This window comes from Enterococcus sp. AZ167 (genome assembly GCF_051714025.1).
GTDB classification, from domain to species: Bacteria; Bacillota; Bacilli; order Lactobacillales; family Enterococcaceae; genus Enterococcus_D; species Enterococcus_D casseliflavus.
Genome location: NZ_JBIORB010000001.1, coordinates 1079306 through 1104864, shown reverse-complemented (window position 1 = coordinate 1104864; position 25559 = coordinate 1079306). Strand labels below are relative to the sequence as shown.

Sequence of the window (25559 nt, the reverse complement as noted above, 5' to 3'; positions counted from 1 at the left end):
AGCCTGCAGCACTGTCTGGAGCAGTCAATCACCTCGTCACTTAACGGCACATCAGAGAAAGAAAAAAATACAAGACCTTCTGCATAGACGTCAAAGGATGCAACGTTTTTACGGGCTATGCTGATCAAGGAGGATCGTTCGTGAAGATTATCAAGAGGATCAACAACAATGTTGTACTTTCAAAAGAAGATGAAGTTGAAGTGATCCTAATGGGAAAAGGGATCGGCTTTCAAACGAAACCGGGTGACCCGATTCCAGCTGAGCGAATCGAAAAAAAATACTATCCAGAAGATGATTTGACAGTGGAACATATGTCGAAAGTCATGACGAAGGCTGACGAAAAACAAATGGCCGTCATTTATGAAATCGTGCGTCTTTTTCGGGATAGTGTTGGAACCGATTTCAATCCAAATGTTTATTTCACACTGATGGATCATATCTTGTTTGCCATCAGTCGCCAAAAGCAAGAAATTGTTTTGACCAATCCCATGCATTGGGAAATCAAGAAAATCTATGCCAAGGAATATGCGGTCAGTGTCCAAGCGGTCGAGTTGATCCGCAAAGAGCTGTATCCCGATTTTTCACAAGAAGAAGCTGCGTTTATCACTTTGCATTTCGTCAATGCGCAAATTGAAAAAAGCGCCAATCAAAGTGCTTATGAGCACACCGAGTTGACGAACAATATTTTACGGATCGTTAAGTACAGCATGAACATCGAGTTTGATGAGAATTCTTCTTACTTCCAACGGTTCGTGACCCACATTCGCTATTATTTAATTCGACAAAGTCAAGAAAAAGAAGAGCCAGTATTGGCAAATCAAATGATTGCCTTGGCCTTCAGCAGCTATCCAAAAGAAAAAGAAACCGCAGATTCGATCAAAGAATACTTATTTGAACAAAAGGGCTGGCATGTCAACGATATGGAATTGATGTATTTGATTCTGCATATCGGTAACTTAGCCGCTCACTCAAAATTAACCTAAGAATGGAAATGGATTCGTTACAGTTCGGCTGGCAAGACCTGCACTTTCTTACAATACTAGATGAGGAAACCCGTCACTCTTTTTTTAGGGGATCTCTCATGCTTGTTTATTGTAGAAATGGCTGGTCTTTTTATTTTTATTAAATGACCAATAAAAAAGGAGCAATCAAAATGGCAAAATATACTGAATTAGCGCAAGACATTTTGGCCCACGTTGGTGGCAAAGAAAATGTCTCATCTGTAAAACACTGTGTGACTCGCTTACGGTTCCACTTAAAAGACGAAAGCAAAGCGGACACTGATTATTTGCAAAAACGTGACGGTGTCGTGACCGTCGTCAAAGCAGGCGGACAATACCAAGTCGTTATCGGCAATCATGTGCCAGATGTTTATGATGAAGTGTTGAAAGTCGGCGGATTAGCCGATGGCGGCAGTCTTGATATCGATGAAGGCGACGGGCAAAAAGGCAGCTTGTTTGACCGCTTTATCGATGTTATCTCAAGCCTGTTCCAACCGTTCTTAGGCCCATTAGCGGCAGCTGGTATCTTAAAAGGGATCACGGCGTTGCTGGCAGCAACTGGGATGGAAGCGACCAATGGTATCTATGTAGTAATGAATACTCTAGGCGATGGTTTGTTCCAATACTTACCAATGATCTTAGCCGTCACTGCAGCGAAGAAATTCAAGATGAATACCTATACAGCATTAGCGATCGCAGGGGCGATGGTCTATCCTGGCTTAGCAGAAAGCGTGGCTGAAGCGAGCAAAGTCTTCGGTCTAACCTTGACCTTGCCAGCAGGCGGCTACTTCAACAGCGTATTGCCAATTATTTTAGCGATTTTTGTCGCTTCAAAAATTGAACAGTTTATGCGCAAAGTCACACCTGACGTAGTCAAAATGTTTGTGGTTCCGTTTGTAACGATTTTGATCACTGTGCCGTTGACCTTCTTTGTGGTCGGTCCAGTCGCAAATACAGCCTCTAGCTGGATCGGTGTTGCTTTCCAAGCGGTGTACGATTTCAGCCCAATTATTTACGGCTTTGCTTTAGGGGCATTATGGCAAGTATTAGTTATGTTTGGTCTTCACTGGGGTCTTGTGCCATTGGCGATCATGGATATGGCGCAAAACGGCTCTTCGATTATTTTGACCGCAGCAGTGCTACCATGTTTCACGCAAATGGGTGTGTTAGCAGCGATTTGGTTGAAAACGAAAGAACCAAAAGTCAAACAAGGCGCAATGCCAGCTTTGATCTCATCAATCTTCGGTGTGACTGAACCTGCGATCTACGGGTACACGTTGCCAATGAAAACACCATTTATCGTTTCTTGTTTAGTTTCAGGTTTCGTCGGTATCTACTTGTCAATCTTTAACGTCACTGGTTATGCAATGGGTGGTATGGGGATCTTCTTGTATCCTGCATATATCGATCCAGCAACAGGCAGCTTCCATAGTGTGATCCACTTGGCGATCGGTACAGTGATTGCGATCGTAGCGTCATTTATCATCATGATGTTGTTGAAAGTACCAACATTGTATACAACTGTTGATTCACCAGTCGACGGTCAAGCAACACCAGCAGCGCCAGCGCCAGAAGCAAAAACTGTTTCTGCCAGCGTCAAAGATGAAACAGTCAAAAGCCCAGTAACTGGTCAAGTGGTTGCTTTAGCAGATGTGGAAGACAAAGTCTTTTCTTCAGGTGCTATGGGAAAAGGGATCGCAGTTGAACCAGCGATCGGTGAAATCACTGCGCCAGCAGATGCAGAAGTCAAAATCTTGTTTCCAACAAAACATGCCATCGGTTTAGTGACAGAAGATGGAACAGAACTATTGATCCACATCGGCATGAATACGGTAGAACTTGAAGGCAATCACTTTACTGCCTACATCAACCAAGGAGACAAAGTCAAAGCTGGTCAAAAATTGATTTCTTTTGATACAGAGGCGATTCGTGCGGAAGGCTATTCCTTGCTGACACCAGTCATCGTCACGAACTCTAACGACTACAGTGACATCCAAACGACACAGTCAAAAGAAGTAACAGCGCAGGATGATTTGATCGAAGTCGTAAAATAAATGCGTTTAACGGCACGTCGCAGGATCAGTAAGAATGCTTTCTTGCTGATCTGCTGTGTCGATCATTAAAGAAAAAGAAAGTAGGCTAATCATGACAGAAAAACAATTTCCAAAAGGTTTTTTATGGGGCGGCGCCACTGCAGCCAACCAATTTGAAGGAGCATGGAACGAAGGCGGACGTGGTCCAGCGACATCCGATACAGCGATCGCTGTCAAACCAGAAGACCGCAAAAACATGGCAGAATTTGCTGCACCAATGACACGGGAAAAAGTTTTGTTTGCCTTAAATGACAAAGAAGGCTTGTATCCAAAACGTTGGGGGTCAGACTTCTACCATCGCTACAAAGAAGATATCGCCTTGTATGCAGAGATGGGCTTCAAAACCTTCCGTCTGTCCATCGCTTGGTCAAGAATTTTTCCAAATGGTGACGATGCTCAGCCAAATGAAGAGGGCTTGCAATTTTATGACAATGTGTTTGATGAGTGTGCGAAATACGGGATCGAACCCTTAGTGACCCTCTCTCACTACGAAACACCTATCGGGATCGCGTTGAACTATGGCGGCTGGAAAAATCGCCAAGTGATCGATTTGTTCGTCAAATACGCAGAAACCGTGTTGACCCGCTACAAAGACAAAGTCAAATACTGGTTGACCTTCAATGAAATCAATATTATGGGGATCTCTGGCTATGTTGGCGGTGCCTTATTATCCGAAGACGGCACACAAAACCTTTCTGACATGTATCAAGCCGTGCATCATCAATTTGTGGCTTCTAGTTTAGCAACAAAATTTGCCCACGAAATCAATCCTGACATCAAAGTAGGGATGATGTTGGCACGAATGCAAGCTTACCCAGCTACACCAAATCCAGCAGATGTGATGGAAGAAATCAAGCGTGACCACGAGAATCTCTTCTTCTCTGATGTTCAAGTTCGTGGGAAGTATCCCGCATATACGAAGCGCTTCTTTAAAGAAAACGGCATCGAAGTGACCTTCGAAGACGGCGATTTAGACATTCTTGCGCAATACCCTGTCGACTTCATGTCCTTTTCTTACTACATGAGTTCTATTGCCCGCCACAATCCTGAAGAAGGCGGCGAAGCAACTGCTGGCAACTTTTCTTTAGGCGAATCAAACCCTTACTTGGAAGCTTCTGACTGGGGGTGGCAAATCGATCCAATCGGCTTGCGTGTGACTTTGAATAACTTGTACGACCGCTACCAAGTACCGTTGTTTATCGTTGAAAACGGCTTAGGTGCCTTGGATACAGTGGAAGAAGATGGTTCAATCCATGACAGCTATCGCATCGAATATTTGAAGGCGCATATCGAACAAATGTATGAAGCGATCGAAGATGGTGTGGAATTGATGGGCTATACGCCTTGGGGTTGTACCGACTTAGTATCGGCTTCCACGTCAGAAATGTCGAAACGCTACGGCTTTGTCTATGTAGACGCGGATGATGAAGGAAACGGCAGCTTTGACCGTTCCCGCAAAGATAGTTTCTACTGGTACAAAGAAGTCATTGCCACCAATGGCGGTAGTTTGTTACAGGATTAAAAACTAAAACAAAGCGGCTCTCTTTTGTGAGCGCCGCTTTTTTTGCTGGGTTTAGAGAACAAAGAAGAAAAAGGGAATCAGCAGCTGCCATGCCAGATAAATCAAAGAAACAGTCAACGCCCACTTCTTCATTTTTGGCTTAGGCACAACGGATTCAGGCATTAAATACACAAGGGAAAAAACCGTGAGAAAAAATAGCAGGGTCAGTGGTTGGACGACAAAGGTCAGCCAGCTCATAGGAAACGCTCCTTTCAAGAGGTTTGAAGATTCTTTGTTGCGATGTGGTAATTTACAATTTTATTATATATTTAATTATTCAGGAAGGCAATGTGTTCTTGGGGATCGCAAGTGTCACAACGAAAGGAATCAGAGAGAAAGGCTTGGTATGCCGTGATCTGCGAAAAGTGATTTTTTCATCAAAGCAGACTGAATAAGAATGAGTGAGGATGAATAATAAAAAAATCCCTTCGAAAGGGGATCATGAGCCGCAATCCTTACGAAGGGGATGAAAGGAGCTGTTTCGTAGGTATAGCTCGTCTTTGTTGTAGTCAAATGAGTGTTCACTAAGAGGATGTTTTGGTGCGAGTGAGGCGCAGCTGCAGTCAACGTTTTCTACTACGCAAATAAAAAATATACCCAAGCAGACTAGCAGAAATCAGGAAACCCATAAAATAAACGGTTAGTTTCATATCTGGCATGACATAGGAGTATTCTAAGATTTTACAAACAAAGAGGATCAAAGAAACAGTGATCGTTAGAGAAACCCATGTGAAACGCGGCAGTCGTTTTGTCAGGAAGACCAAACCTAACGAAAAAAAGATGACTGGTACCCAAAAGATCAAGCGAGCAAGTTGGATCATTTTATCTCTCCTCATTCATTCTTATTTGAGTAAAAGGATAACGTAAATATTCAATTTTTTAAAATCATATCCATTGGTTGTGAAAAAAATAGTTAATAATCAGAAGGATATGTGAAGGCACGCTAATGTTTTTAGTACCGCGAATAAACAGCTTATTTTTTAGAAAACGAGTATGCTTTTTATTACTTTAGAAAGTTTCAGCACATATTACAGACACCAAACACTGGATGATCGACAGCCACCACAGTCATCCCGATGTTTTTCTACAGACCGCAAAGGAGATGGAGGCCTTTCGTCGGGCACTCCTCGAACTGCTAGAAAAGTAGCAAAATCAACCACTGCACACAAAAATTTCATTACGATTTCCCAGCAGAATGATGAGATACCTGGGGGCGTTTTCACTACTGAGTCATGCATCATTTTCGTTTTACTAAGCATCTGTTTTCTTACAGATGCTTTTTTTCTGGTGAGCGTTTCGTTTCTCATTCGCTCCATCTTCCTTTACACTTTTAAGTAAGGTCATAACAAACGATGACAAATAAGATGTAGAAATAATCAAGGAGGAAACGAGCATGTCAGAAAAAATCAACAATCCGTTAACGAAGTATTATGATGGCAAATTTGAAAAACAGGTGCAAGAAGCACCGGCGATTCAAGGAAAGATGCAGCCAGTACCTGATTGCGGGGAAGAAAGCTACTCAGGTTCAGACAAATTAGCTGGACGCAAAGCATTAGTGACCGGTGGTGATTCTGGTATTGGTCGAGCAGCAGCGATCGCTTTTGCCAAAGAAGGCGCCGATGTTGCAATCAACTATCTTCCTTTTGAAGAAGAAGACGCGCAAGAAGTCAAAGCAGTCATTGAAAAAGCTGGACGCAAAGCCGTCTTGATCCCAGGAGATTTGAAAGATGAAACCTTCGCTCGTCAATTGGTTCATGAAGCAGCCAAAGAATTAGGCGGGTTAGATACGTTGGTTCTAAATGCTGGGATGCAACAAGCGGTGAAGGACATCAAAGAGTTGACTACGCAACAAATTCAAGACACCTTTACAACGAATATCATCTCGATGTATTGGACAGTCCAAGAAGCATTGGATTACTTACCAGCTGGTGGAAGCATCATCACGACCACTTCGATCCAAAGTGCGGAACCAAGCGCCCATCTTTTAGACTATGCAGCCACGAAAGGTGCCATTACTTCCTTTAGTAAAGGGCTAGCTGCGCAATTAAGTGAAAAAGGCATTCGGGTCAATACCGTTGCGCCTGGTCCAATCTGGACGCCACTTCAAATTTCTGGTGGCCAACCACAATCTGCGATCCCAGAATTTGGTCAAAAAGAATTGATGAAACGTGCTGGACAACCAGTCGAATTAGCACCAGTCTACGTTTTCCTAGCCTCTGATGAAGCAAGCTATGTAACTGGTCAAGTGTACAGTGTAACGGGTGGTAGCTTCTTCGCTTAACAACCCTGGATAAACTTGTAGGAAAAAAGCTCGAGCAAAGATGCTCGGGCTTTTTTTGTGGATGGAAATGGAATCGGCAGCTTACTTTCCTTGTTTGGCAAACATCTTGGTCATCATCAGTTGATTGATCTTTGCAAAAACGGCTGCCCACTCTTGTTCGGCTTGTAGGTTAGACAGTAAGACTAATTTTTCGGAAAAAATCACTTCTTCATAACTATCGGTGATCAATAGATCGGCTGCTTCCATCTGGTTAATAAAAGTCACTGAAGCTTTGGAATAAATCGAACGGATCCTTGTCTCGATCATTTGCTTCGTGCGGTATTGGATCGTCGTTTGAATATAGATCGACACGGTCGGGGGCGTATTCATCTGTGTTTCTAAAAACAAGAGATGCGCAAGATAAGGCAACTGTGTCTGTTCAAAATACTTTTTGTCCAAGTCAGCAAATGGATACCTTTCAACATGGGTCAGTAAAAGCTTGCAGATTGCTTCATAGGTTTTGTCATTCGAAGGAGTGTTTTCGGTCAACAGTTGGTGTTCTAGTTGCCACACTTCCAGAAGATCGATGCCGATAATGATTGATAGATTGAAGACCAGCAGACAGCTGCTTAATAATTTTTCAAATTCGGCGACTTCTTGACTTGGAGCAAAGGTATCGTGCCAATCTTTGATCATTGCGGTGAAAAAGCGCACAAGATCGGTATCAGAATGTTTGATCTCTTGGATGATCGCTTGATTCTTCTCTTGGGGAATCACCCCTGGCAAAAAGACATGCAAAAAGAAATTTAAGTAAAGATATTCTGACTGAAGCGTCTTTTCTGAGGCATAATCGGCACTCAAAAAAAGCGATTCGAGGATTTCCTCTGGTAAAAAACAATAAAAATTCATCAATCCCATGTATTTTTCAGGAATCGCTGGCAAATATTTTTTCTGGATCGTTCGGCTGACCACTGCTTGCCAAAATGCAGCGAGTTTATTTTTCGTTAACGGATCAAAGTGAGAAACAGCAAAGAACGCTGTAAACTCTTCGACATTTTTATGGGAAACGCTCGGCAATAGCCACAAATCAGCAGGCGCACTTTGGGTCAAGAAACTGTAGGTGAAAATACGGATATCAAGCTCTTTTCCATCAAGAACGATGCGATTATTCAGGTCTGTTCGAATTTGGATTTGAAACTTTTCCAATAGTTGATTGATTTTCTTGATCAACCGATACATATGCGATTGGCTGACATGCAAATCCAAACATAATTGCGTCAAGGTCATTTGCGGGCGCCCAATCAAGTAGTGAATCAAGGTATATTGTGTGGAGTTGAGCAAATAATGATACATCAATTTTGCATAGAAAGGTTCATCGTCCTCTGCTTGATCAACAAAATACTGATTGTAATGATTTTTTGATAGAAGCAGGTGAGGGGAGAGCAGCTGCAAATCTTCATTTAAAAAATAAATATATTTTTGCAGACTTTTTTGTGGGATGTTCAAAACTTCTGACAGTTGGACCAATGTCACGCCATTGGAATTACAGACAACTTTGAAAATCTCTAATTTCTTTTCTTCTGCGGGAGAAATGAATTCTCGATACATAAGGGATTCTCCTTTTTGGCGTTTTTTTTACGCTAAATCTGTGAACCGTATGATAACCATGATGGATTATACTTATGATAGATGAGAATAGAATGAAAAAACACCAATTAAATTATTATTTTTTAAGGCTGTTTTTTTCGATTAACCTCGGTTTCTCATTAAAAAAAGTGAAGGAAGAGATGAAAATGAACAAAAAGGCAGTAATGTTAGGTTTGGTCGGAATGGGTTTAGGAATGGCGCCGACTGCGGCAGCTGCAGCAGAAGCGAATCCAACGGCTTCAATGACGAGTCAAGCAACGCTAACGATCGAGCAAGGAATCTTGTCACTGGATCAGGTGACTAATTTTAACTTCGGTACAAGCAGTATCCAAGAGATCGCTACCGATGAACAAGTGATTCAAACAACGTCGAATGAAGTGACATCGATCACAGATTACCGTGGGCCGAATCAAGCTGGCTGGCAGTTGACGGCGCAATTATCGAAAATGACGAATGCTAGCGATAACGAGCTGGCAAATGCCAAAGTCACTTTAAATGGTACAACGGCTTCTGGCGATGTAGCGCTAGTATCGGGCACCGAATTGATGGTAGGGGCAACAGAACCTACATTGATCGCTTCTGCTAATGGCACAACTGGCTTAGCAACCAATGACTTTAACTTTTCCAATGCTTCATTAACCGTACCAAAGCAAAATGTGAACAGCGGCACTTATAGCGGCACGATCACTTGGACATTAGCGAACACGTATCAAGCAGAGTAGGAAAGAAAGGGCGACAATGAAAAAACAAATCAAGTGCTTCGTACTCATTAGTTTCTTTATCAGTTTGTGTTGCGTTACGAAAGTCACCGGTCATGCACAGACCACACGGTTCACTGTAACCCCTGAACTTCCCCAAAATCAAGTCAGTGACGTCACTTATTTCGACTTACTGGTAAATCATGAGACCGAACAGAATTTGACCGTTGCCCTTCATAACACGAGTTCGGAAACCCTTACGATACAAGCATCCGCACTGAATAGTTACACAGCTGCTACTGGGATCATTGCTTATCAGGCAGCCGAAACAGCAGAGGATTTTGGCGGGGTGTCTTTCACGACCTTGATAAAGAAACCAAATCAAATGATTCAGCTTGCACCAGGGGAAACACGCCAAGTGGTATTTCCTCTTTCAATGAATGACAAGCGTTTTACAGGTGAAATCTTAGGTGCCTTTTCTTTTGAAGAAGAACAAAAGGAGGGGCAAGAGGCGGAGGAAACAAGTCTTACGTCAACCTATAAAATCGTCCAAGGTGTCCGCCTTCGTCAGCAGTTAGATCCGCTACCTGATCCTGAACTTTCCTTGATCGAAAGTGAGGCGATAGAAAAAGACGGCATCGCATCCCTAAAAAGCCGCATTGAAAATGATCAGCCAGTTGCTTTTGGGAAGATTGCTGTTAAGACTGTGATTCGTGAGCAAGACAGTGACAGGGTTGTGGGGGGATTTACTGCGGAAAGTTTTCAATTTGGCCCAAACTCTACACTGGATCTTTATAGCGCGTTTGATGAAGAAATTGTAGAGCCAGGAACCTATCACATTCAAATCGAGCTGAGTGCCCCACGTGGAACGTGGGTTTTTGAGGATAGCGTTACTGTTTCTCGCCCAGAAGCTGAATCGATCAATCGAAAAACGATCGTGGGATCAGGCTCTCTTCACAGCAACCGTTGGGTATATATTGTTGCAGTGGTCATTCTCCTGCTTATTTCCAGTCTATTGCTCCTGATGTATTTGCGACGAAAAAAATCAAAGGAAACAACAGAGCAGGAATGAGAAGACTTCATTTAAGCACTTGATCAAACAAAGCGGAGGATGACGATGAAAAAATTTCTTACGACACGTTTTTTACTTTTCTTCTTGTTAGGTATCGCCTTATGCTATACAGGAAACGCATCTGTTGAGGCGACCGTCGTTGAGCCAGATTTTGCGACGTTGCCGATCGATGAGACCTTGATCACTACGGTGGGGCAAGCTCGTTCTCCGCAAGGATCGGATGGCTATAACTATGTTCAGATAAATGATGGGGTGACATCAAATGTTAGTGGGGGCGTTTGGTTCAACAAAGCGGTTTCTTTTACCCGATCTTTTCGTTTAGAAATGGCTTTTTGCATTGAAAATGCAGCTGCTGATAGCGATGGCTTAGCTTTTGTTATGCAAAGCATTGGCTTAAATGCACTTGCTCAACAAGCCGGTCCAACGATTGGTGTTTGGTCGAATGTAGGGGGAACCGACCCACTGAATACCGGAGCGATTCCGCAAAGCTTTGCCATCGAATTCGATACTTACTACAATTCTGGTAGTCTGGGTCTCCATGGTGCCATAGATCGTGATGCCCCCAATAGTCATCATATCGCATGGAATTTTCCAGGTTCAAACGACGCCTATACGACGGAAGGCTGGCTGCCGTCGTATAAAGTCGTCAACCATCTTGATACTGTTGCGGTCACTGATATTTCCGATAGCCAGTGGCATACGTTTACCGTTACTTTCGATCAGCCCAATCAAACCTTGCATTATTCTGTCCCAGATTTTGGGGTCGATGTCACGGTACCCGTGGATGATACGTTCAAAACGAACTTGAACTTGACCAACAATGCGCCAGTTTATTTTGGTTTTACTGGTGCTAATGGTGGAAATGTCCAAGAAAAAGCAGTGGCATTCATTGATGTCGAAGGCTTGGTCGATATGGAATTGCGTACAGGCGTATTTGAACGTGACACCAACAAGCTTTTGCTAGATACTGAGACAGCTCTGAGTCAACCACCAGTCGTTGATGCGCAAAAAACAATTACTTATGCCACGTATCTTTCTTATAAGGACACCAGTGATTTAACGGAGTTGGAAGCAGGCATCAAGCTGCGTTCGTTTCTTCCAGAAGGCTTTTCTTTAGTCGATGAGACAGTGTATTTCGGTGGTCCTGATTTGATGGTAAATGGTATGCCAGAAGGCGGCACGCCGATTGATTTTAGCGTTGAAGCTGGTGAGTTGGTCGCGACCCTACCTGCATTAGCCAAAGGGAATGACTATCTTATCCACTATTCGATTACCTATACGGGGGCGCCGCTCAATGAGAACTTGAATCAAACAGTGCCTGTGCAAACGACCTTCCAAGGGAATGCCTTTGTATCGAGTCTCGTATCTGGCAGCCCTGAGACGCATTCCTACACAATGACCGGTGTGTTTCCGCCCACGCTGACAACGGGTGTGCCTACCTTAGAAGAAGCGAAAGAAACCCAGCAGATCGTGCGGGAAAACCGTTTGTGCTTTACCCCGATTACCATCGATGACCGCAATTCAACGCAAGCACGCTTGTATGTTACGGATTTTTTTACGGAAGCAGAGACGGTGACGGAGGCAGATTTCTTAGAAACAGCTCAGATAGAGCGTGCCACATTGGCAGATCCCTTTACATACACGTTGGAACGAGATACCGCGAATCTGGAGCCGGGAACCACTTATTATCTTGCTGCTTTTGTGATCGATGCAGAAGGAAATCAATCAGAAACCCATTATTATGGCATTGATTTTCGAGGCAGTGTACAATTTCTCAGTGCGCCGGAGTCGATCAACGGACCGACAATCAATGTAAATGAGCTCGCACGATCGATCCGAAGTGATGGCTTTGCCTATCTTCCTGTTTCGTTTGATCAAACCTCGGCACTGCTGTCTATCAGCAACAGCAGTGAAGGGACTTGGCAGCTTAGTGGGCAAATGACTGATTTCTTGCAAGACCAGCAGCAGTTGGCAGAAGAAGTCCAATTCGTGATCTATGATCCGCTCGACGATCACTTGGTGGCAACAGTTACGAAAGAAGAAACGATCCTTTTTCAGCAGCTTCCCGACGGCGAGGCTGATTTGACCCTTGCTTTAAATGAATACAACTGCTATTTACGATTTGTTCCTGATTTTGATTTGATTCAACCGGGGACGTATACTGGTACGGTCAATTGGCAGTTGGAGAGTATGATTGTAGACTAATAAAAAAAACGCCATTACGGCGTTTTTTTTTATTAAAGTTCTCAGTCGATCACTGCTAACTTTGTCGACTTTTCGCAATTTTTAAAACTAATGATAGGCCTGCTAAAGCAAAACTGCCGTATTTAACGAATTTTTCCAAGGAATCTAAAGTTTGCTGTTTTTTGTGTTTACAGTCCGGACAGCTTTTTTCATTGCCAGTTAACTTCTTGCCGCATTTACAATGGTTCTTCATCTTTGCTCCACTCCTCGTCTCGTTTATTTTTGATGACTTTCTCTACTTTAATTATACATGTTGCTGAAGGTTCTGTCTGAGATTATGCTGTCTCCGTTTTTTGTGAAGGGCAATAAGGGCTGCTGGTTGTTTGTTTCAAATCGATCACGCTAAAGGATGCGATCCTTGGCGGCTGATTTTTCGTATAGAAGAGAGGCAATCTATCTAAAAAAGGAGGGGAATCTGACAAATTTCTCATTTTCAGATGTTGCTGATTCGCTTTGCTTATCAGTTCAGCAAAATTTTGCTATTGTGGAGTAAGATTGAGGAATCAAAAAACGACTTCTCCTTTTTTTCTTGATTCTATCCTTAATCTGAGAACGAAAATCACCGATAGTATGCTATATATAGGAACAGGGAGCCATCCTTGACGATGTCGAATATGGCATTTGAATGAAAGGATTGATGAAATAAGTGATTTCTTCAATAATCTATACGGACACAAAGGCTTATTTGGATAAGGTGGTCGATCAAGCACTGTTGGATTTGTTAAAATCTGATTATCCCAAAGTCTATGATCATGTACAACAATTGATTGCTAACTTTGAAGAAACGATCCAACAAATTGATCACTCAAATTTTTGGCAATTGATGCCAGAGATTTTAGGCTATGATTCACGCTTTGTCTTGTTGAACTCGTTGCAATTGTCAGAAGACAAATTTTTGACGGAAATCGAGGTTATTCAGATGATCGAACGCGATTATCCGAATTTGAATAAAGAGTTTTGTGGCTATTCCTTAAAAGAAAAAGAGCACGAAAGCCTGATCTTCAACATCCAATAAGCGGTTCTTCTTAGGATCACTTGATAGAAAAGAAAGCGACTAGCGCATCTAGTCGCTTTTTTTTTATGGAGAAGAAGGAGAATTAAACGTGTTATTTATCATTAAAATAAAAATTATTTTGAAATTATGAATAAAATGGATTATTATTGGTATATAATCCTTTTAGTGAAAGAAAAAACAATCGTAAAATGAAGAGGATAGATAGCTTATGTCAATAGCTGCGATTGTTTTGATTAGAAAATAAGAACCAGCCTGATTGGCATGGAAAGGAGCAGTTATGAATTACTTGAGTTTTTCAAAAAAAGAGTGGGAAGTCTTAGTTTGTTTTTGGGCTGTGGATGAGCCGCTATGCTGTACCGAATTTAGTGAACGCTTCGGCTTGAATCGCAACACGTCATTGTCAGTGATTCGTAAGTTAGTCAATAAAGGGATACTTGAGATCGCAAGTATCAAGATGAGTGGGTCAGTTTTGGCTCGTCGTTTCCAACCAGCCGTCACCGAATTGGAGATTTTGCAAAGTGGTTTGACGGAGGAACAAATTTTTGAACTGGTAAAAATTGCGATCAAAAAAATTGAAGACCCAGAACAATTAACTCAGTTGCGAAATGTTATTGGCGAATTGAAAACCAAAGCTTCGTAGGTCATCCCGTTTTCTTCGCTGTTTGTTAGTGAAGGTTTAAAAGATAAAAAAATGATCCACTGTGAAAACAGCGGATCATTTTTCTTGTTCTTGAAATTTTTGGACCATTTTGGTCGTCAATTCGTGGAGGACTGACAGTTCTTCCGGTTCAAGGGGCAAGAATTCCGTTACTTTGCAGGGGATCTCTAGCGCTTGTTCATGGAGTCCTTTGCCTGAATCAGTCAATGTGACCCGCAAGGAACGTTCATCGTCTTGATTTCGATTTCTTACTAGGTATCCTTTTGCTTCAAGCTTTTTTAAAACCGGTGTCAGTGTGCCAGAATCTAGACATAATTGCTTCCCCAATTCTTTGACACTGATCGCTTCATCTTCCCATAACACCAACATCACTAAATATTGGGTATAGGTCAAATTCAACGGGTCCAGTAAGTTTTTGTACTGTTTGATAATTTCTTTTGAAGCGGCGTATAGAGGAAAACACAATTGGTTTTCTAACGCTAAGACATTCATGTTTTCACCCCTTTTTCTAACATCCGCCTCTTATCATAGCTGTTTTTTCAACGAAAGTCTACTCGCTAACGGCTTTGACAGTCACTTCAATGTTGCCAGCTGTAGCTTTTGAGTAAGGACATACGGTATGAGCGATTTCAAGCAATTCTTGTGTTTCCTCTGTTGATAAACCTTCGATTTGACCTTCGATCTCAACGCCTAAAACAAAGCTTGATTCACTTTCTGCGTATAACGTCACTTGTGCACTGACAGTCGAAGCACCGTCGATTCCTTTGTTGCTTTTTACTAATTCAAGGGCACTATTGAAACAAGCACTAAACCCAGCCGCAAAAAGTTGTTCTGGATTGGTGGCATTTTCAACACGTTTGCCAGGTGCAGTAATATTTAGTTCAAATGAATGATCGGGACTATGAACTTCTCCTGAGCGGCCGCCAGTGTTGATCATTTTTGTCGAATACATTTTTTTCATTATTTCTTCACTCCTGATTTTTATATTTTGTACAATTAGATTGTATGAAATTTATTTGGCAAATGCAAGGGATTTGTTTTCAGCTCGTCTTTTTTTTCTAAAAAGGAGGGAATTATGAAATGTATACTGTCCTCTTGGGTGAAACGTGCTATTATAGTTAGTAACACTTGTCATAGAATGAACGAATCAATTGAAACGAAAAATAACCTGCACGAAGGCAAAGAGGGTGGAAAATCATCGTAGACTACATGGAACAACGAGCGGTTGGACGTTATTTTCGATCGCTGACGGATCATTATTCAGGCTATATCCGTCTTTATGGCACCTACACAGAATATCGAGTGATTGCAGGGATTCCTGCTGAAAATGTCATGTTAGAGATTATCGGGGTTGAAAACGGTGTCTTATTGACCCGTGTTAACAATACATTATTTGAAAATGGAAGAGGGTTTTTACAATGATCATTATCCAAATTATTTTAGTTATCTTCGTATTAGTGGTTCTGATTTGGCTGATCGCAAGCACTGCTGTGATCGTTCGTCAAGGGGAAGTCAAAGTTGTGGAAAGTTTTGGGAAATATGTTCGAACGTTGGAGCCAGGTCTTCATTTTCTTGTTCCGATTTTGTATACAGTTAGAGAAAGAGTGTCCTTGAAACAGATTCCTTTGGAGATCGAACCGCAAAGTGCAATTACGAAAGACAACGTAATCGTGCAGATCGATGAAGCAATCAAATACCACGTCACTGATGTTCGTGCTTTTGTTTACGAAAATGAAAACTCCGTTATCTCAATGATTCAAGATGCCCAATCAAACTTACGGGGGATCATCGGGAAAATGGATCTGAACGAGGTTCTAAATGGAACTGAAGAAATCAACGTGGCTCTATTTACTTCAATCAAAGACATCACTGCTGGCTATGGGTTAGCGATCGACCGGATCAATATCGGGGAAATCAAAGTTTCCCAAGAAATCATTGAATCAATGAATAAATTGATCACAGCTTCAAGAGACAAAGAATCCATGATCACAAGAGCCCAAGGGGAGAAATCTTCTTCAGTCTTAAGTGCCGAAGCCAAAGCTTCGCAAATGACGATCGACGCGCAAGCTCGGGCAGAACAAACCCAAATCGATGCAGAGGCGCGGGCAAAACGTGTACGGATCGATGCTGAGGCAGAAGCGGAACGAATCGCGAAAATCACTGAAGCTGAACGCAAACGGATTTTAGCTATCAATGAAGCAATCAAAGAAAGCCAGCTAGACGAGCGCTCCTTATCTTATCTAGGGATCGAAGCCTTTAAAGACGTGGTCAACAGCAATACCAACACGGTCATTCTGCCATCCAATATGACGGAACTAGGAAATATTCCAGTCGTCAAACAACTTTGGGAAAACGCACCATCTAAATCAGTAGAATAACTTTGAAGCGCAACAAATGAAAAAAGCTCAAATGCTCCGAGAATAAACCGGCGCATTTGAGCTTTTTTATTTCGTTTTGTCTGCCGCTTGATTATCGACGATCAACAGAGCAATCATGACATAACCGATCCAACTGTCCCGAGAATATAAGATGTAGCGAGGGGACCAAGAAGCGGCATATTTCTGTTTGTACTCCCGCAATCCTTCAAAAGAATAGAAGCGAGACCCGAAAGTGTAAACGAGATAGGCGATCCGCTCTTGTAAGAAACTACTGCGGAAAGTACCAACATTGGCTAATGGTGCCATACCTAAATCGAATTGTTGGTAGCCTTGTTCTTTAAAATAGTCAAACAGCTGAATAAACAAGAAATCCATCGTTCCGTTCGGGGCTTTTTCAGGATCGTGACGCATCAGATCAATGGAAGCTAAGCCTGTCTGATAGGTTGGCATAAAGGAAGCAAACGCGACGATCTCTTGTTGCTGATTACGGACGACTGCAATTGGTGCGGTACTCAGATAGGATTCTGAAAAGAATCCAAGGGAGAACCCTTTTTCTTTCCGTCCATCTAGCCAGTTGTCAGAAATTTCCTTAAGGGTGGCAAAGGTTTCGGCTGAAAAGGGTGGAGTGAGCACATCAAAGGTAAAGCCTTCTTTGGTGATCTTGTTGTTCAATGCCCGCTGTCCCTTCATTTTCTTTCCTGAGAGGGTGAAGCTAGGCAGATCCACATAGGCTTTCTCACCGAATTTGATAAAGTCATACCCGAATTCATGCAGTAGCATCACCATTTCTTCACTACTTTCATAAAAGACTGGCAAGTAATTCCACTGATCCATCTCTGTTAAAAAGGTTTCCAGTGCCTGGGGAAAGTCTGCTTGCTTCCCAGAAGGATCCCCCATGACTAAGCATTTATTATTAAAGGTCGTAAATTGAAAAAAGACCGTCGGCTCGCCGATTTCTGGATAAACGTACACTTGCTTGTCTTTTAAATAGACAAGATGGCTATCGCTATTGCCGCCATAAGTGTTCAAAATATGCTTCACTTTATCGGTGGCGGCACTGACACCGAGTTGGTGCTTTGGTCCCATCAAGTAGCGTGCAAACAGCAGCATCGCAACGGCGACGAATAAAATCGCAACGAAGCCTTGGAGCCATAATTTTTCAGAAGGGAAAAGCAAAAAATCCATCGAATGGTGATGCGTCGGATGCCGATTGATATGGGGCATATTGTAGACCCCGATAATGACATAGAGGATCGTCAATGAACCAATCAGCAAACCATCGATCGTTAGCCATTCCCAAGCGAAAACCAGTTGCTTTCGGAATAACTCGCTTTTTGAAAAAATCATGATCGCCAGTAATAATAGAAGAAACAGCATGGTCGAAAAGCGGAAACCCGCAAAAATAGCATAGGCGATTGTTGCTGCAATCAACAAAAGCGTCGGCATATACGCGCGACTGACACGGGCAGAGATGCCGCGACCGGCGATCAAAAAGAGATAGCCGAGAAAGATACTCGGGTACTGCATCACAAAATTCAAGCGAATCGGATTGAGGTGGGCTAACCATTTGATTTGATCAAAGGCTTCTGGGATCGTGGCGGAAAGCACCAACATCGTTCCAGTCAGATAAAGCAGCAACACTTCGATCTTGTGGAACACTTCCAACAACAAGCTTTTTGGAATACCAGAAAAGCGCTGGTTGAGGGAGACACCGACATTTTTTGAGAAAAAAAGCAAACCGATCAAAAAGGGAATGATGTAATAAAACAGACGGAACAGCAAGAGCCAGGCAATGACACTTTCACGGGGAATCTGTAGTGAACCCATTCCCATAATCATCATGACATCAAAGGTTCCCAGTTCGCCAGGAATCATCGAGACGATCCCAATCACGGAAGCAGCGATGAAAAGCGGCAAAAGTTGAAACACATCGACCGAGAGACCCATCAACAGACCCGTCGTAAAGAAGGCGGCAAAAACACCTAGCCATTCCAATAAGGAAGCGGCGATCAGCTGCAGACGATCACGTCGTTGCAGCCCACCTAAGTAGGCATTTTTTTTGGAAAAACTAAGCGCATAGACGATTGGAAAATAAAGACTGCCGCCTAAAAGCCAGATCCAATACTGTTGGAGATAATCGGTCGTGGGACCGAAGAGGACGAATGCCAGCGCTGCAAGCGATAAAATCGAAAGACCAGACATCAAGTAGATAAAAATCTTCGATATTGCTTGGGCAACGTCTTTGCCTTTTTTTCCTTTGCCATAGAATTCCGACCTTAACCCGATACTGATGAATCCGCCAAAGCCGATCAAATTGTTCATGGTATTGATGATCCAGCTGGTTTCTAGTAAATAGCGGCGTTCAGGTTTGTCCCCTAGTAAGCGATTCAAGACGATATCATATAAGACCATGGGAAAAACACACAGTAAGCCAATGACAGCCATTAAAGCCACTCGCCAAAGGGATAGCTGCGCAAACAATTGTTTTAGTTGATCAATCGAAATCGTCTTGCTTAACGAAAGCAGCTCGCCGAACACGATCACGGCGACTGCAATTAAGAAGAGGGTTTTAAACAGTGAGCGGTGGTCACGGAGCCAAGTAAAGATTCTCATAGTTATTCACCGACCTTTTCTAAAAAAGATAATACTTTCGTGTTAAAAACTTCAGGATTCTTTCGTGCAAAACTATGTCCTTGTCCTTTGACAACGATAAAATTGGACTGAGGGATACTGTTTGCAATATAAAAAGAATGGGAAAGCTTGATCGAATCACGTTTGCCGACCAAAATCAATGTCGGCACACTGAGGTGATTCAAATCGGCTGTAGATAAACCGATTGGACGAAACAACAATCCCAAAATAGGCAGAAAGCCCCGCATGCCTTTGGAGAATGGGGAACAAAGCCAAACGATCAGATATTGCAAGACACTGCCGATTCGAGAAAAGAGCCTCACACCTCGCGGTTCCGTGTTGCCAGAGTTTAAAATCATGCAGCTGACATGCTCTGGGTAGAGATGGCAAAAGACCATCGCCAGATTGGCACCATCGCTAAATCCTAGTAAGGCGATTTTCGTTAGCTTTTCTTGCTGAATAATTGCTAAGAGATCTGTTGCCATTTTAAAAAAATCGATTTTCTTCTGCGTATTGGTGGATTTGCCATGTCCTCGACTATCGATTAAATACAGTTGATGTTTTTGACGCAAAGCGTCGACCTGCTTTGAGAAATAGGCACTGCTGCCGCCATTTCCGTGCAATAAAAAAAGAGGGCGTCCTGAACCGGTTTTCTCGTAATAGAGGACAGACCCGTCCGGTAAGGGCGCGTAACATTTTTCAACTTCCATTTTTTCACCTACTTTCTAAGAGTATACCTTGAAGTCAGGGACGATCACAAATATATCACTAGATAAAATGAGAAAAAATAACAATCTGCTCATCTTTTTTTTACCAGAAGTTCAGGAAAAGGCTTTTTTCTTTACAATGTAAAGAAAAATAATTGGTAAACATAATTAATTTGTTTTCAGAAAATTCTTTACAAATGGACGATCGTTGTCTATAATCGAACTAACTAATTGAGAATGATTTTCATTTACGAAAGAGAGGCTAGCCAATGACCACTATAGCAGATGTTCTGATTATCGGCGGAGGACCCACTGGACTCTATGCGAGTTTTTATGCTGGATTACGTGATCTATCGGTCGTATTGTTTGAAGCACAAGCCGAATTAGGCGGGAAGATCAATTTCTATCCTGAAAAAATGGTCTGGGATGTGGGTGCATTGCCGCCCACCAAGGGAAAGAAAGTCAAAGAACACTTGATTGAACAGGCCAATTTGTTTGATCCAACGATCTATCTGAAAACGAAAATCATTTCATTGACCAAGGAAGACGACCTTTTTTATGCAGTGGATGACCAAGGGAGGACCCATGTTGGACGCACCGTTTTAGTCTGTATCGGCGGCGGTGTCGTTTCTCCCCAAAAATTGCCATGTTTCATCCATAATAATGTCGACAACTATATCCACTATCAGTTTCCTGACCAGCAAGCGATCCAAGGCAAGCATCTAGTGATCTCTGGCGGCGGTGATGCGGCAGTGGATTATGCGATCAAAGCAGTGTCTTATGGTGCCAAAGTCACCCTGTGTTACCGAGGAGAAAAATTGAAAGCTCATGAAGCACAAGTAAAGAAGATGAAAGCAGAAGGGATTCAAGTGCTGATGAATCACACCATCGATGGGGTGAATCAAGCAGAAACATTCAATATGGTTCTACGACTAAAAAACAGTGCCAACCATGAAACGATCGATTTTTTATGCGATCATCTACTGATCCAACACGGGTATGACCGTGACAGTGGCTTGTTAGATAAAGTCTCCTTTGATCTTGCACGCCATGAAGACTTTTACCTCAATTGCGAGATTCCTACAAAAACTAGCCATCCTGGTGTTTTTGCGGCGGGCGACATTCATTATTTCAAAGGCAAAGTGAATCTTTTGGCGGGAGCCTTTCAAGATGCTGCGCAAGCAGTCAACCAAATCAAGCACTATTTAGAGCCGACCAGTGTCCCACAGGCGATGGTTTCATCCCACAATGAGAAATTCAGTGAAAGAAATCGCCAGTTGTTGGTCAATGAGTAGCAACGCTTCTTTGTGAAAGAAAAAGTAGAAAAAGCAGGAGTCCCTTATGGGTCCTGCTTTTTTGGTGTCCTCAGAACAGAAATTCGTTTCACTAGAAGTGAATGTTTGCCGCTCCTAAAAAATAAAATCTCTCAAATAAATGATGCAAACTGTGAAAATTTCAGCTATTATTTTCAAGTTGACTATTTGGAGGGGATGACATGAATCAAACAAGATACGCAGAATTAAAACAAGCAGAAAGAGGCGCCATCTTAAGTATCGTTGCTTACATTTTGGTTTCCATCGCCAAACTTGCCATCGGTCGTTTGGCAAACTCTGAAGGACTATGGGCAGATGGGTTGAACAATGCGACGGATATCGTAGCGTCGATCGCTGTCTTGATTGGTTTGCGTTTGGCTCAAAAGCCAGCAGATGAAGACCATAAATATGGTCATTGGAAAGCAGAAAACGTGGCGAGTCTCGTAACATCCTTGATTATGCTGGCAGTCGGTCTGCAAGTCTTATGGTCTTCCATTCAAACGATTCTACTCGGAGAAACGCAAAGTCCCGATATGATCGCGGCAGTCGTCGGTATCATTTCAGCTATTTTGATGTATGGCATGTATTACTATAATAAGCGATTATCCGCTCGCGTAAAAAGCTCCGCTCTGCTAGCAGCTGCTAAAGACAACCGCAGCGATGCGTGGACGAGTATTGGAACGGCGATCGCTATTTTTGCCGCCTCATTTGGTATCGGTTGGCTGGACAGTTTGACTGCGATCGTGGTAGCTCTTTTGATTATCAAAACCGCCGTCGATATTTTTCGTGAGAGTGCCTTTTCACTTTCTGATGGGTTTGATGAATCGCTAGTCGTGGAGTATGAAGCGGCAATCGCTGGTTTTTCTGAAGTGAAATCTGTCAAATCGATTCGAGGAAGAATGTATGGCGCCAATGTTTTTCTCGATGTCGTCGTGACGATGGACAAATCTTTGACGGTTGAAAAGAGTCATAACGTAGCAGATGCTATTGAAGATCTCTTAGCTGATCGTTTTCAGGTGTTTGATACTGACATCCACATCGAGCCTGCTACCGAATAAATTTTCTGGAAAAACCTTGATAGGACAAGGATGTAAACCACCCGTTTCCTGTTTGTAAACTGAAAAGTTCTTACGGAACCTGCTCATTCATGGCAAACTAGAGGTAACAAAGGAAGAAAGTAGGGAGCCCTATGAATAATAAGCAGGTAGTAGAAAATGAGTTAGTTATTTCTTTAGATAAAATGGATGAAACAGAAATGATGGCACTTTGCCAACAATATATTGCGGCTATTGATGATAGCCAAGTCCTCTTCGCTTTACTGAAAAAAGTTCAAGCCTCTAAAGCAGCAGTAAGCAAATAAAAAACAAACCGGCATCTTATGCATTGATGTTCCCCTCAGCGAAAGCGAAAGGCGCATTGATCAACAGGAAAAGATGCCGGTTGTTTTTTGATTTGTTTGAGTCTTTTTAAAAACTTTTAAAGGACGTTTAATAGTGCGATTAACCCATAGACGAACAAAGAGGCTATTCCTAGAGGAACAATGCGTCGAAATATAATCTCTTTCAAGCGCTTGCCTGCTTGTCGTTCTTTTTCATAGTTAGGATCATGGGCATGCGCTTTAAATTGCTGAGGAGAACGAGAGAAGATCAAGCCATTGGTCATCGATAAAACCCAGCCAATCAACGCCATGAAGAACGAAACAAAAATGATTGCCAGTAAAAGTAGTTGCAAGAGCTGCATGGTGTTGCTACCTCCTTTTCGTCACCATTTTTTCACTTCTAGTTTACCATCTTTTGAGACATTTTGGGGTCTTTGTTCCACGTGCCCTTTCTTTTTTTTCCGTATCCCTTATAATAGAGATATTTATAAACGAGTTTTTGTTTCGTGCAGCAGAAAGAAGGGGTTCTTATGGCAATCGCAAAAAAAATCGTTCAATCACCTGAAGATTTCCAAACGTTGGATCGTTTGATCAAAGAAATCTGGCCAGAAGTGTTTACACCTATCATTGGGTCCGATCAAGTCGCGTATATGCTGGCTCATTACCAATCACCAGCAGCGATTCAAAACGAAGTCCAGCAAGGAGCAGTCTATCTTTTGTTATTAGAAGGAGACCGAGCAGTAGGATATACAGCGTATGAAGAAACGCAGCAGCAGATTTATTTGAGTAAATTGTATCTCCATCAATCCACTAGAGGCAAAGGCTATGCCAGCCAAGTCTTTGATTGGTATGAGGAGATCGCCTCAGGCAAAACACTGCATTTAAACGTCAACAAACAAAACCAGCAAGCGATCGCTGTTTATGAGCATCGCGGCTTTAAGCGTGTTTCTAAACGCACCGTTGCGATTGGTTCGGGGTTTGTGATGGATGATTTTATTTATGAGAAGAAAGTATAATTAAGCAGGAAATTCATTTGATAAACCAAAAAAAATTAAATGAAGCAAGAATCTTATTTTTGAATTTAATATCGTGCCTATTGGGAAACATTGCCAATAGGTTTTTTTGTATCTAGCTAATTTTAAAATTCCTCATCAACACATAAATTTTTAAGTTGTGCTACAGTGTAAAATTACGATGAATAAATGTTCTTTTAAACTGTTAAAAATAGTTTCGTCTATTCGTAAAAAACATATTTACTCCTAGGAAGCACTGTGCTATTATCCTTGTATAAACATTATAATGTTATAAACTAAGGAGGCAATTATGAAAGGGTTTGTAGAATTTATTGAACAGAAGTTGATGCCGATTGCAAATAAAGTGGGGATGCAACGGCACATGGTAGCGATTCGTAAGGGGATCATCGCTACGTTACCGTTAACGATCGTTGGGTCTTTCTTCACGATCTTACTGAATTTTCCCATCGAATCAGTCGCTGCGGTGATCGAACCGTATCGGGAAGTTTTGGATATTCCCTTTCGTTATACAGTCGGATTATTGGCATTGTATGCAACGTATGGGATTGCTTCATCGCTAGCAAAAAGCTACAAGCTGGATTCATTGACTGCGGGTATCTTAGCAACGATGTCCTTTCTTGTAACCGCTGCACCACCGTTGCGAGTCTTCGATTCTGTGGAAGGCATCATTGATGCGGGACGCTATATCAATGTGGCAAACTTAGGATCAGGCTCTTTGTTTGGCGCGATCGTCACGGCAATCTTATCCGTTGAAATCTATCGTTTCTTTATCGTAAAAAACATTACCATCAAAATGCCAGATGGCGTGCCACCAGAAGTGACGAATTCATTCATGGCGTTGATTCCTGGAGGAGCGATCCTGATATTGTTCTGGGTGATCCGTCATATGTTAGGCTTTGATATCAATGGCTTTTTAAGTAACTTGTTGATGCCGTTAAAAGACGTGCTAGCTGGTAACAGCTTGTTTGGTGGTTTATTGACTGTCTTCTTGATCTGTTTCTTCTGGGTACTGGGGATTCATGGACCAGCCATCATGGGTCCTGTCATTCGTCCATTCTGGGATATTTCCATTGCTGAAAATATGGAAGCGTTCCAAGCATCTGGCAATGCGCATGAATTGCCTAATATTTTTACGGAACAATTTTTACAATGGTTCGTCTGGATCGGTGGAGCCGGTACGACCTTAGCGTTGGTCGTTTTGTTCTTCTTCTCCAAATCAAAATACTTGAAACAATTGGGCCGTTTGTCCATCTTGCCAGGCTTATTCAATATCAATGAACCAGTGATTTTCGGTGCACCGATCGTAATGAACCCAATCTTAGGCATTCCGTTCTTGGTGGCACCGTTGATTACGACAACGATTTCTTACTTCGCGACCATTACGGGTGTCGTACCGATGATGGCTGCCAGACTTGGGTTTGCCATTCCAGCACCAATCGCCGCCTGGATGAGTACGGACTGGAGTATCGCAGCAGCGATTTTAGTGATCGTCAACTTCTTTATCACACTCGCAATCTACTACCCATTCTTTAAAGTCTTTGAGAAACAGCAGATTGCCCGCGAACAAGAAGAAGAAACAGCCGCTTAAGCAAGACAAAAAAGAGTGAGGTGCAAACATGGGGATTTATGCCATTTGTTTATTTTTTGGTTGTCAAATTTGGTTAACAAAATCAGCACAAGGGAAAAAAATTCAAGAAGTGCCGTTTTGGCGGATGCTTTTGTTCGGGATTCTTGGCGTTGCTGCAGCGATCCTACTGAGCCGTCAGTTTCCGTGGGGACCATTTTTGACGATGACGGCGACGATTGTTTGCAGTTCGCTTTTACTGACACGTTTTACTGCTTTTTATGAAGAAATGAGGATGAGATAAG

The 25559-nt window shown here is 42.4% G+C and carries 25 protein-coding genes; 17 read left to right on the top strand and 8 right to left on the bottom strand.

Translation table 11 applies throughout. The annotated features are described in order from the left end of the window. Positions 1-140: 140 nt before the first annotated feature. From IGJ05_RS05215 to IGJ05_RS05205, 3 genes are all read left to right on the top strand, one after another. Positions 141-983, top strand: coding sequence for a PRD domain-containing protein (locus IGJ05_RS05215; RefSeq protein ID WP_317755919.1), 843 nt, complete (start codon positions 141-143; stop codon positions 981-983). A 170-nt stretch (positions 984-1153) separates the two neighbouring features. Further along, positions 1154-3055, top strand: a complete 1902-nt coding sequence (locus IGJ05_RS05210; RefSeq protein WP_438725062.1) for a beta-glucoside-specific PTS transporter subunit IIABC — start codon at positions 1154-1156, stop codon at positions 3053-3055. 91 nt (positions 3056-3146) lie between these two features. After that, complete coding sequence (locus IGJ05_RS05205) at positions 3147-4616, top strand: glycoside hydrolase family 1 protein (protein WP_010747922.1); 1470 nt, start codon at positions 3147-3149, stop codon at positions 4614-4616. A gap of 51 nt (positions 4617-4667) precedes the next feature. Here IGJ05_RS05205 and IGJ05_RS05200 read toward each other — a convergent pair whose 3' ends face one another. After that, positions 4668-4853, bottom strand: coding sequence for a hypothetical protein (locus IGJ05_RS05200; RefSeq protein ID WP_010747923.1), 186 nt, complete (start codon positions 4851-4853; stop codon positions 4668-4670). Positions 4854-5218: 365 nt separating this feature from the next. Further along, positions 5219-5476, bottom strand: a complete 258-nt coding sequence (locus IGJ05_RS05195) for a hypothetical protein (protein ID WP_010747924.1) — start codon at positions 5474-5476, stop codon at positions 5219-5221. A gap of 572 nt (positions 5477-6048) precedes the next feature. On the opposite strand from IGJ05_RS05195, the gene IGJ05_RS05190 reads away from it, so the two are divergent. After that, positions 6049-6936 (top strand): SDR family oxidoreductase, encoded by an 888-nt coding sequence (locus IGJ05_RS05190; protein WP_005225682.1) that lies wholly within the window; start codon positions 6049-6051, stop codon positions 6934-6936. An 81-nt stretch (positions 6937-7017) separates the two neighbouring features. Here IGJ05_RS05190 and IGJ05_RS05185 read toward each other — a convergent pair whose 3' ends face one another. Continuing rightward, complete coding sequence (locus IGJ05_RS05185) at positions 7018-8523, bottom strand: helix-turn-helix domain-containing protein (protein ID WP_225000733.1); 1506 nt, start codon at positions 8521-8523, stop codon at positions 7018-7020. Positions 8524-8615: 92 nt separating this feature from the next. On the opposite strand from IGJ05_RS05185, the gene IGJ05_RS05180 reads away from it, so the two are divergent. The 5 genes from IGJ05_RS05180 to IGJ05_RS05160 all read left to right on the top strand — a co-directional run bounded on the left by IGJ05_RS05180 (position 8616) and on the right by IGJ05_RS05160 (position 14231). Beyond that, positions 8616-9284, top strand: coding sequence for a WxL domain-containing protein (locus IGJ05_RS05180; protein ID WP_438725061.1), 669 nt, complete (start codon positions 8616-8618; stop codon positions 9282-9284). Positions 9285-9300: 16 nt separating this feature from the next. After that, positions 9301-10332 carry a DUF916 and DUF3324 domain-containing protein gene (locus IGJ05_RS05175; RefSeq protein WP_081116749.1) on the top strand — a complete coding sequence of 344 codons (1032 nt, stop codon included), beginning with the start codon at positions 9301-9303 and terminating at the stop codon, positions 10330-10332. Positions 10333-10377: 45 nt separating this feature from the next. Next, a complete protein-coding gene (locus tag IGJ05_RS05170) occupies positions 10378-12537 on the top strand; it encodes an L-type lectin-domain containing protein (protein WP_375352035.1) in 2160 nt (719 codons plus the stop codon). 685 nt (positions 12538-13222) lie between these two features. Continuing rightward, positions 13223-13591, top strand: a complete 369-nt coding sequence (locus IGJ05_RS05165; RefSeq protein ID WP_015509452.1) for a DUF7006 family protein — start codon at positions 13223-13225, stop codon at positions 13589-13591. 277 nt (positions 13592-13868) lie between these two features. Next, a complete protein-coding gene (locus IGJ05_RS05160; protein ID WP_081116745.1) occupies positions 13869-14231 on the top strand; it encodes a hypothetical protein in 363 nt (120 codons plus the stop codon). A 75-nt stretch (positions 14232-14306) separates the two neighbouring features. Here IGJ05_RS05160 and IGJ05_RS05155 read toward each other — a convergent pair whose 3' ends face one another. Both IGJ05_RS05155 and IGJ05_RS05150 read right to left on the bottom strand, forming a co-directional pair. After that, the gene (locus IGJ05_RS05155) at positions 14307-14741 is read right to left on the bottom strand and encodes a MarR family winged helix-turn-helix transcriptional regulator (protein ID WP_081116744.1); all 435 of its coding nucleotides are present in this window, start codon (positions 14739-14741) and stop codon (positions 14307-14309) included. A gap of 58 nt (positions 14742-14799) precedes the next feature. Then, positions 14800-15210 carry an organic hydroperoxide resistance protein gene (locus tag IGJ05_RS05150; protein ID WP_026008061.1) on the bottom strand — a complete coding sequence of 137 codons (411 nt, stop codon included), beginning with the start codon at positions 15208-15210 and terminating at the stop codon, positions 14800-14802. 248 nt (positions 15211-15458) lie between these two features. Between IGJ05_RS05150 and IGJ05_RS05145 the strand changes: the two genes are divergently transcribed. Together IGJ05_RS05145 and IGJ05_RS05140 are read left to right on the top strand one after the other, a co-directional pair. Then, positions 15459-15671, top strand: a complete 213-nt coding sequence (locus IGJ05_RS05145) for a hypothetical protein (RefSeq protein ID WP_005225691.1) — start codon at positions 15459-15461, stop codon at positions 15669-15671. Beyond that, positions 15668-16627, top strand: a complete 960-nt coding sequence (locus tag IGJ05_RS05140; protein WP_081116743.1) for an SPFH domain-containing protein — start codon at positions 15668-15670, stop codon at positions 16625-16627. The genes IGJ05_RS05145 and IGJ05_RS05140 overlap by 4 nt, the downstream gene beginning before the upstream one ends. A 66-nt stretch (positions 16628-16693) precedes the next feature. On the opposite strand, the gene mprF is transcribed toward IGJ05_RS05140, so the two are convergent. Together mprF and IGJ05_RS05130 are read right to left on the bottom strand one after the other, a co-directional pair. Next, a complete protein-coding gene (mprF, locus tag IGJ05_RS05135; RefSeq protein ID WP_081116742.1) occupies positions 16694-19240 on the bottom strand; it encodes a bifunctional lysylphosphatidylglycerol flippase/synthetase MprF in 2547 nt (848 codons plus the stop codon). Between the two features lie 2 nt (positions 19241-19242). Continuing rightward, entirely contained in the window at positions 19243-19968 is a 726-nt protein-coding gene (locus IGJ05_RS05130) for an alpha/beta fold hydrolase (protein ID WP_005225694.1), read from the bottom strand. A 266-nt stretch (positions 19969-20234) separates the two neighbouring features. Between IGJ05_RS05130 and IGJ05_RS05125 the strand changes: the two genes are divergently transcribed. The 3 genes from IGJ05_RS05125 to IGJ05_RS05115 all read left to right on the top strand — a co-directional run bounded on the left by IGJ05_RS05125 (position 20235) and on the right by IGJ05_RS05115 (position 22638). Continuing rightward, entirely contained in the window at positions 20235-21260 is a 1026-nt protein-coding gene (locus IGJ05_RS05125; RefSeq protein WP_438725059.1) for an NAD(P)/FAD-dependent oxidoreductase, read from the top strand. Between the two features lie 200 nt (positions 21261-21460). After that, positions 21461-22336: a cation diffusion facilitator family transporter gene (locus IGJ05_RS05120; protein ID WP_005225697.1), complete on the top strand. Its 876-nt coding sequence runs from the start codon at positions 21461-21463 to the stop codon at positions 22334-22336. 131 nt (positions 22337-22467) lie between these two features. Further along, a complete protein-coding gene (locus IGJ05_RS05115) occupies positions 22468-22638 on the top strand; it encodes a hypothetical protein (protein ID WP_005225698.1) in 171 nt (56 codons plus the stop codon). Between the two features lie 116 nt (positions 22639-22754). Here IGJ05_RS05115 and IGJ05_RS05110 read toward each other — a convergent pair whose 3' ends face one another. Next, positions 22755-23018, bottom strand: coding sequence for a hypothetical protein (locus tag IGJ05_RS05110; protein ID WP_123833853.1), 264 nt, complete (start codon positions 23016-23018; stop codon positions 22755-22757). 168 nt (positions 23019-23186) lie between these two features. Between IGJ05_RS05110 and IGJ05_RS05105 the strand changes: the two genes are divergently transcribed. The 3 genes from IGJ05_RS05105 to IGJ05_RS05095 all read left to right on the top strand — a co-directional run bounded on the left by IGJ05_RS05105 (position 23187) and on the right by IGJ05_RS05095 (position 25558). Next, on the top strand, positions 23187-23672 hold the full coding sequence (locus tag IGJ05_RS05105; RefSeq protein WP_081116738.1) for a GNAT family N-acetyltransferase: 486 nt from the start codon (positions 23187-23189) through the stop codon (positions 23670-23672). Between the two features lie 307 nt (positions 23673-23979). Further along, positions 23980-25278: a PTS sugar transporter subunit IIC gene (locus tag IGJ05_RS05100; protein WP_005225702.1), complete on the top strand. Its 1299-nt coding sequence runs from the start codon at positions 23980-23982 to the stop codon at positions 25276-25278. A 28-nt stretch (positions 25279-25306) separates the two neighbouring features. Then, positions 25307-25558 carry a hypothetical protein gene (locus IGJ05_RS05095; protein WP_005235223.1) on the top strand — a complete coding sequence of 84 codons (252 nt, stop codon included), beginning with the start codon at positions 25307-25309 and terminating at the stop codon, positions 25556-25558. Position 25559 lies beyond the last annotated feature (1 nt).

Bases quoted from the DNA above. Each gene is read 5' to 3' on its own strand.
- IGJ05_RS05210 (WP_438725062.1), top strand. From the start codon at position 1,154: ATGGCAAAATATACTGAATTAGCGCAAGACATTTTGGCCCACGTTGGT.
- IGJ05_RS05205 (WP_010747922.1), top strand. From the start codon at position 3,147: ATGACAGAAAAACAATTTCCAAAAGGTTTTTTATGGGGCGGCGCCACT.
- IGJ05_RS05200 (WP_010747923.1), bottom strand. From the start codon at position 4,853: ATGAGCTGGCTGACCTTTGTCGTCCAACCACTGACCCTGCTATTTTTT.
- IGJ05_RS05195 (WP_010747924.1), bottom strand. From the start codon at position 5,476: ATGATCCAACTTGCTCGCTTGATCTTTTGGGTACCAGTCATCTTTTTT.
- IGJ05_RS05190 (WP_005225682.1), top strand. From the start codon at position 6,049: ATGTCAGAAAAAATCAACAATCCGTTAACGAAGTATTATGATGGCAAA.
- IGJ05_RS05185 (WP_225000733.1), bottom strand. From the start codon at position 8,523: ATGTATCGAGAATTCATTTCTCCCGCAGAAGAAAAGAAATTAGAGATT.
- IGJ05_RS05180 (WP_438725061.1), top strand. From the start codon at position 8,616: ATGAAAAAACACCAATTAAATTATTATTTTTTAAGGCTGTTTTTTTCG.
- IGJ05_RS05175 (WP_081116749.1), top strand. From the start codon at position 9,301: ATGAAAAAACAAATCAAGTGCTTCGTACTCATTAGTTTCTTTATCAGT.
- IGJ05_RS05170 (WP_375352035.1), top strand. From the start codon at position 10,378: ATGAAAAAATTTCTTACGACACGTTTTTTACTTTTCTTCTTGTTAGGT.
- IGJ05_RS05160 (WP_081116745.1), top strand. From the start codon at position 13,869: ATGAATTACTTGAGTTTTTCAAAAAAAGAGTGGGAAGTCTTAGTTTGT.
- IGJ05_RS05155 (WP_081116744.1), bottom strand. From the start codon at position 14,741: ATGAATGTCTTAGCGTTAGAAAACCAATTGTGTTTTCCTCTATACGCC.
- IGJ05_RS05150 (WP_026008061.1), bottom strand. From the start codon at position 15,210: ATGAAAAAAATGTATTCGACAAAAATGATCAACACTGGCGGCCGCTCA.
- IGJ05_RS05145 (WP_005225691.1), top strand. From the start codon at position 15,459: ATGGAACAACGAGCGGTTGGACGTTATTTTCGATCGCTGACGGATCAT.
- IGJ05_RS05140 (WP_081116743.1), top strand. From the start codon at position 15,668: ATGATCATTATCCAAATTATTTTAGTTATCTTCGTATTAGTGGTTCTG.
- mprF (WP_081116742.1), bottom strand. From the start codon at position 19,240: ATGAGAATCTTTACTTGGCTCCGTGACCACCGCTCACTGTTTAAAACC.
- IGJ05_RS05130 (WP_005225694.1), bottom strand. From the start codon at position 19,968: ATGGAAGTTGAAAAATGTTACGCGCCCTTACCGGACGGGTCTGTCCTC.
- IGJ05_RS05125 (WP_438725059.1), top strand. From the start codon at position 20,235: ATGACCACTATAGCAGATGTTCTGATTATCGGCGGAGGACCCACTGGA.
- IGJ05_RS05120 (WP_005225697.1), top strand. From the start codon at position 21,461: ATGAATCAAACAAGATACGCAGAATTAAAACAAGCAGAAAGAGGCGCC.
- IGJ05_RS05115 (WP_005225698.1), top strand. From the start codon at position 22,468: ATGAATAATAAGCAGGTAGTAGAAAATGAGTTAGTTATTTCTTTAGAT.
- IGJ05_RS05110 (WP_123833853.1), bottom strand. From the start codon at position 23,018: ATGCAGCTCTTGCAACTACTTTTACTGGCAATCATTTTTGTTTCGTTC.
- IGJ05_RS05105 (WP_081116738.1), top strand. From the start codon at position 23,187: ATGGCAATCGCAAAAAAAATCGTTCAATCACCTGAAGATTTCCAAACG.
- IGJ05_RS05100 (WP_005225702.1), top strand. From the start codon at position 23,980: ATGAAAGGGTTTGTAGAATTTATTGAACAGAAGTTGATGCCGATTGCA.
- IGJ05_RS05095 (WP_005235223.1), top strand. From the start codon at position 25,307: ATGGGGATTTATGCCATTTGTTTATTTTTTGGTTGTCAAATTTGGTTA.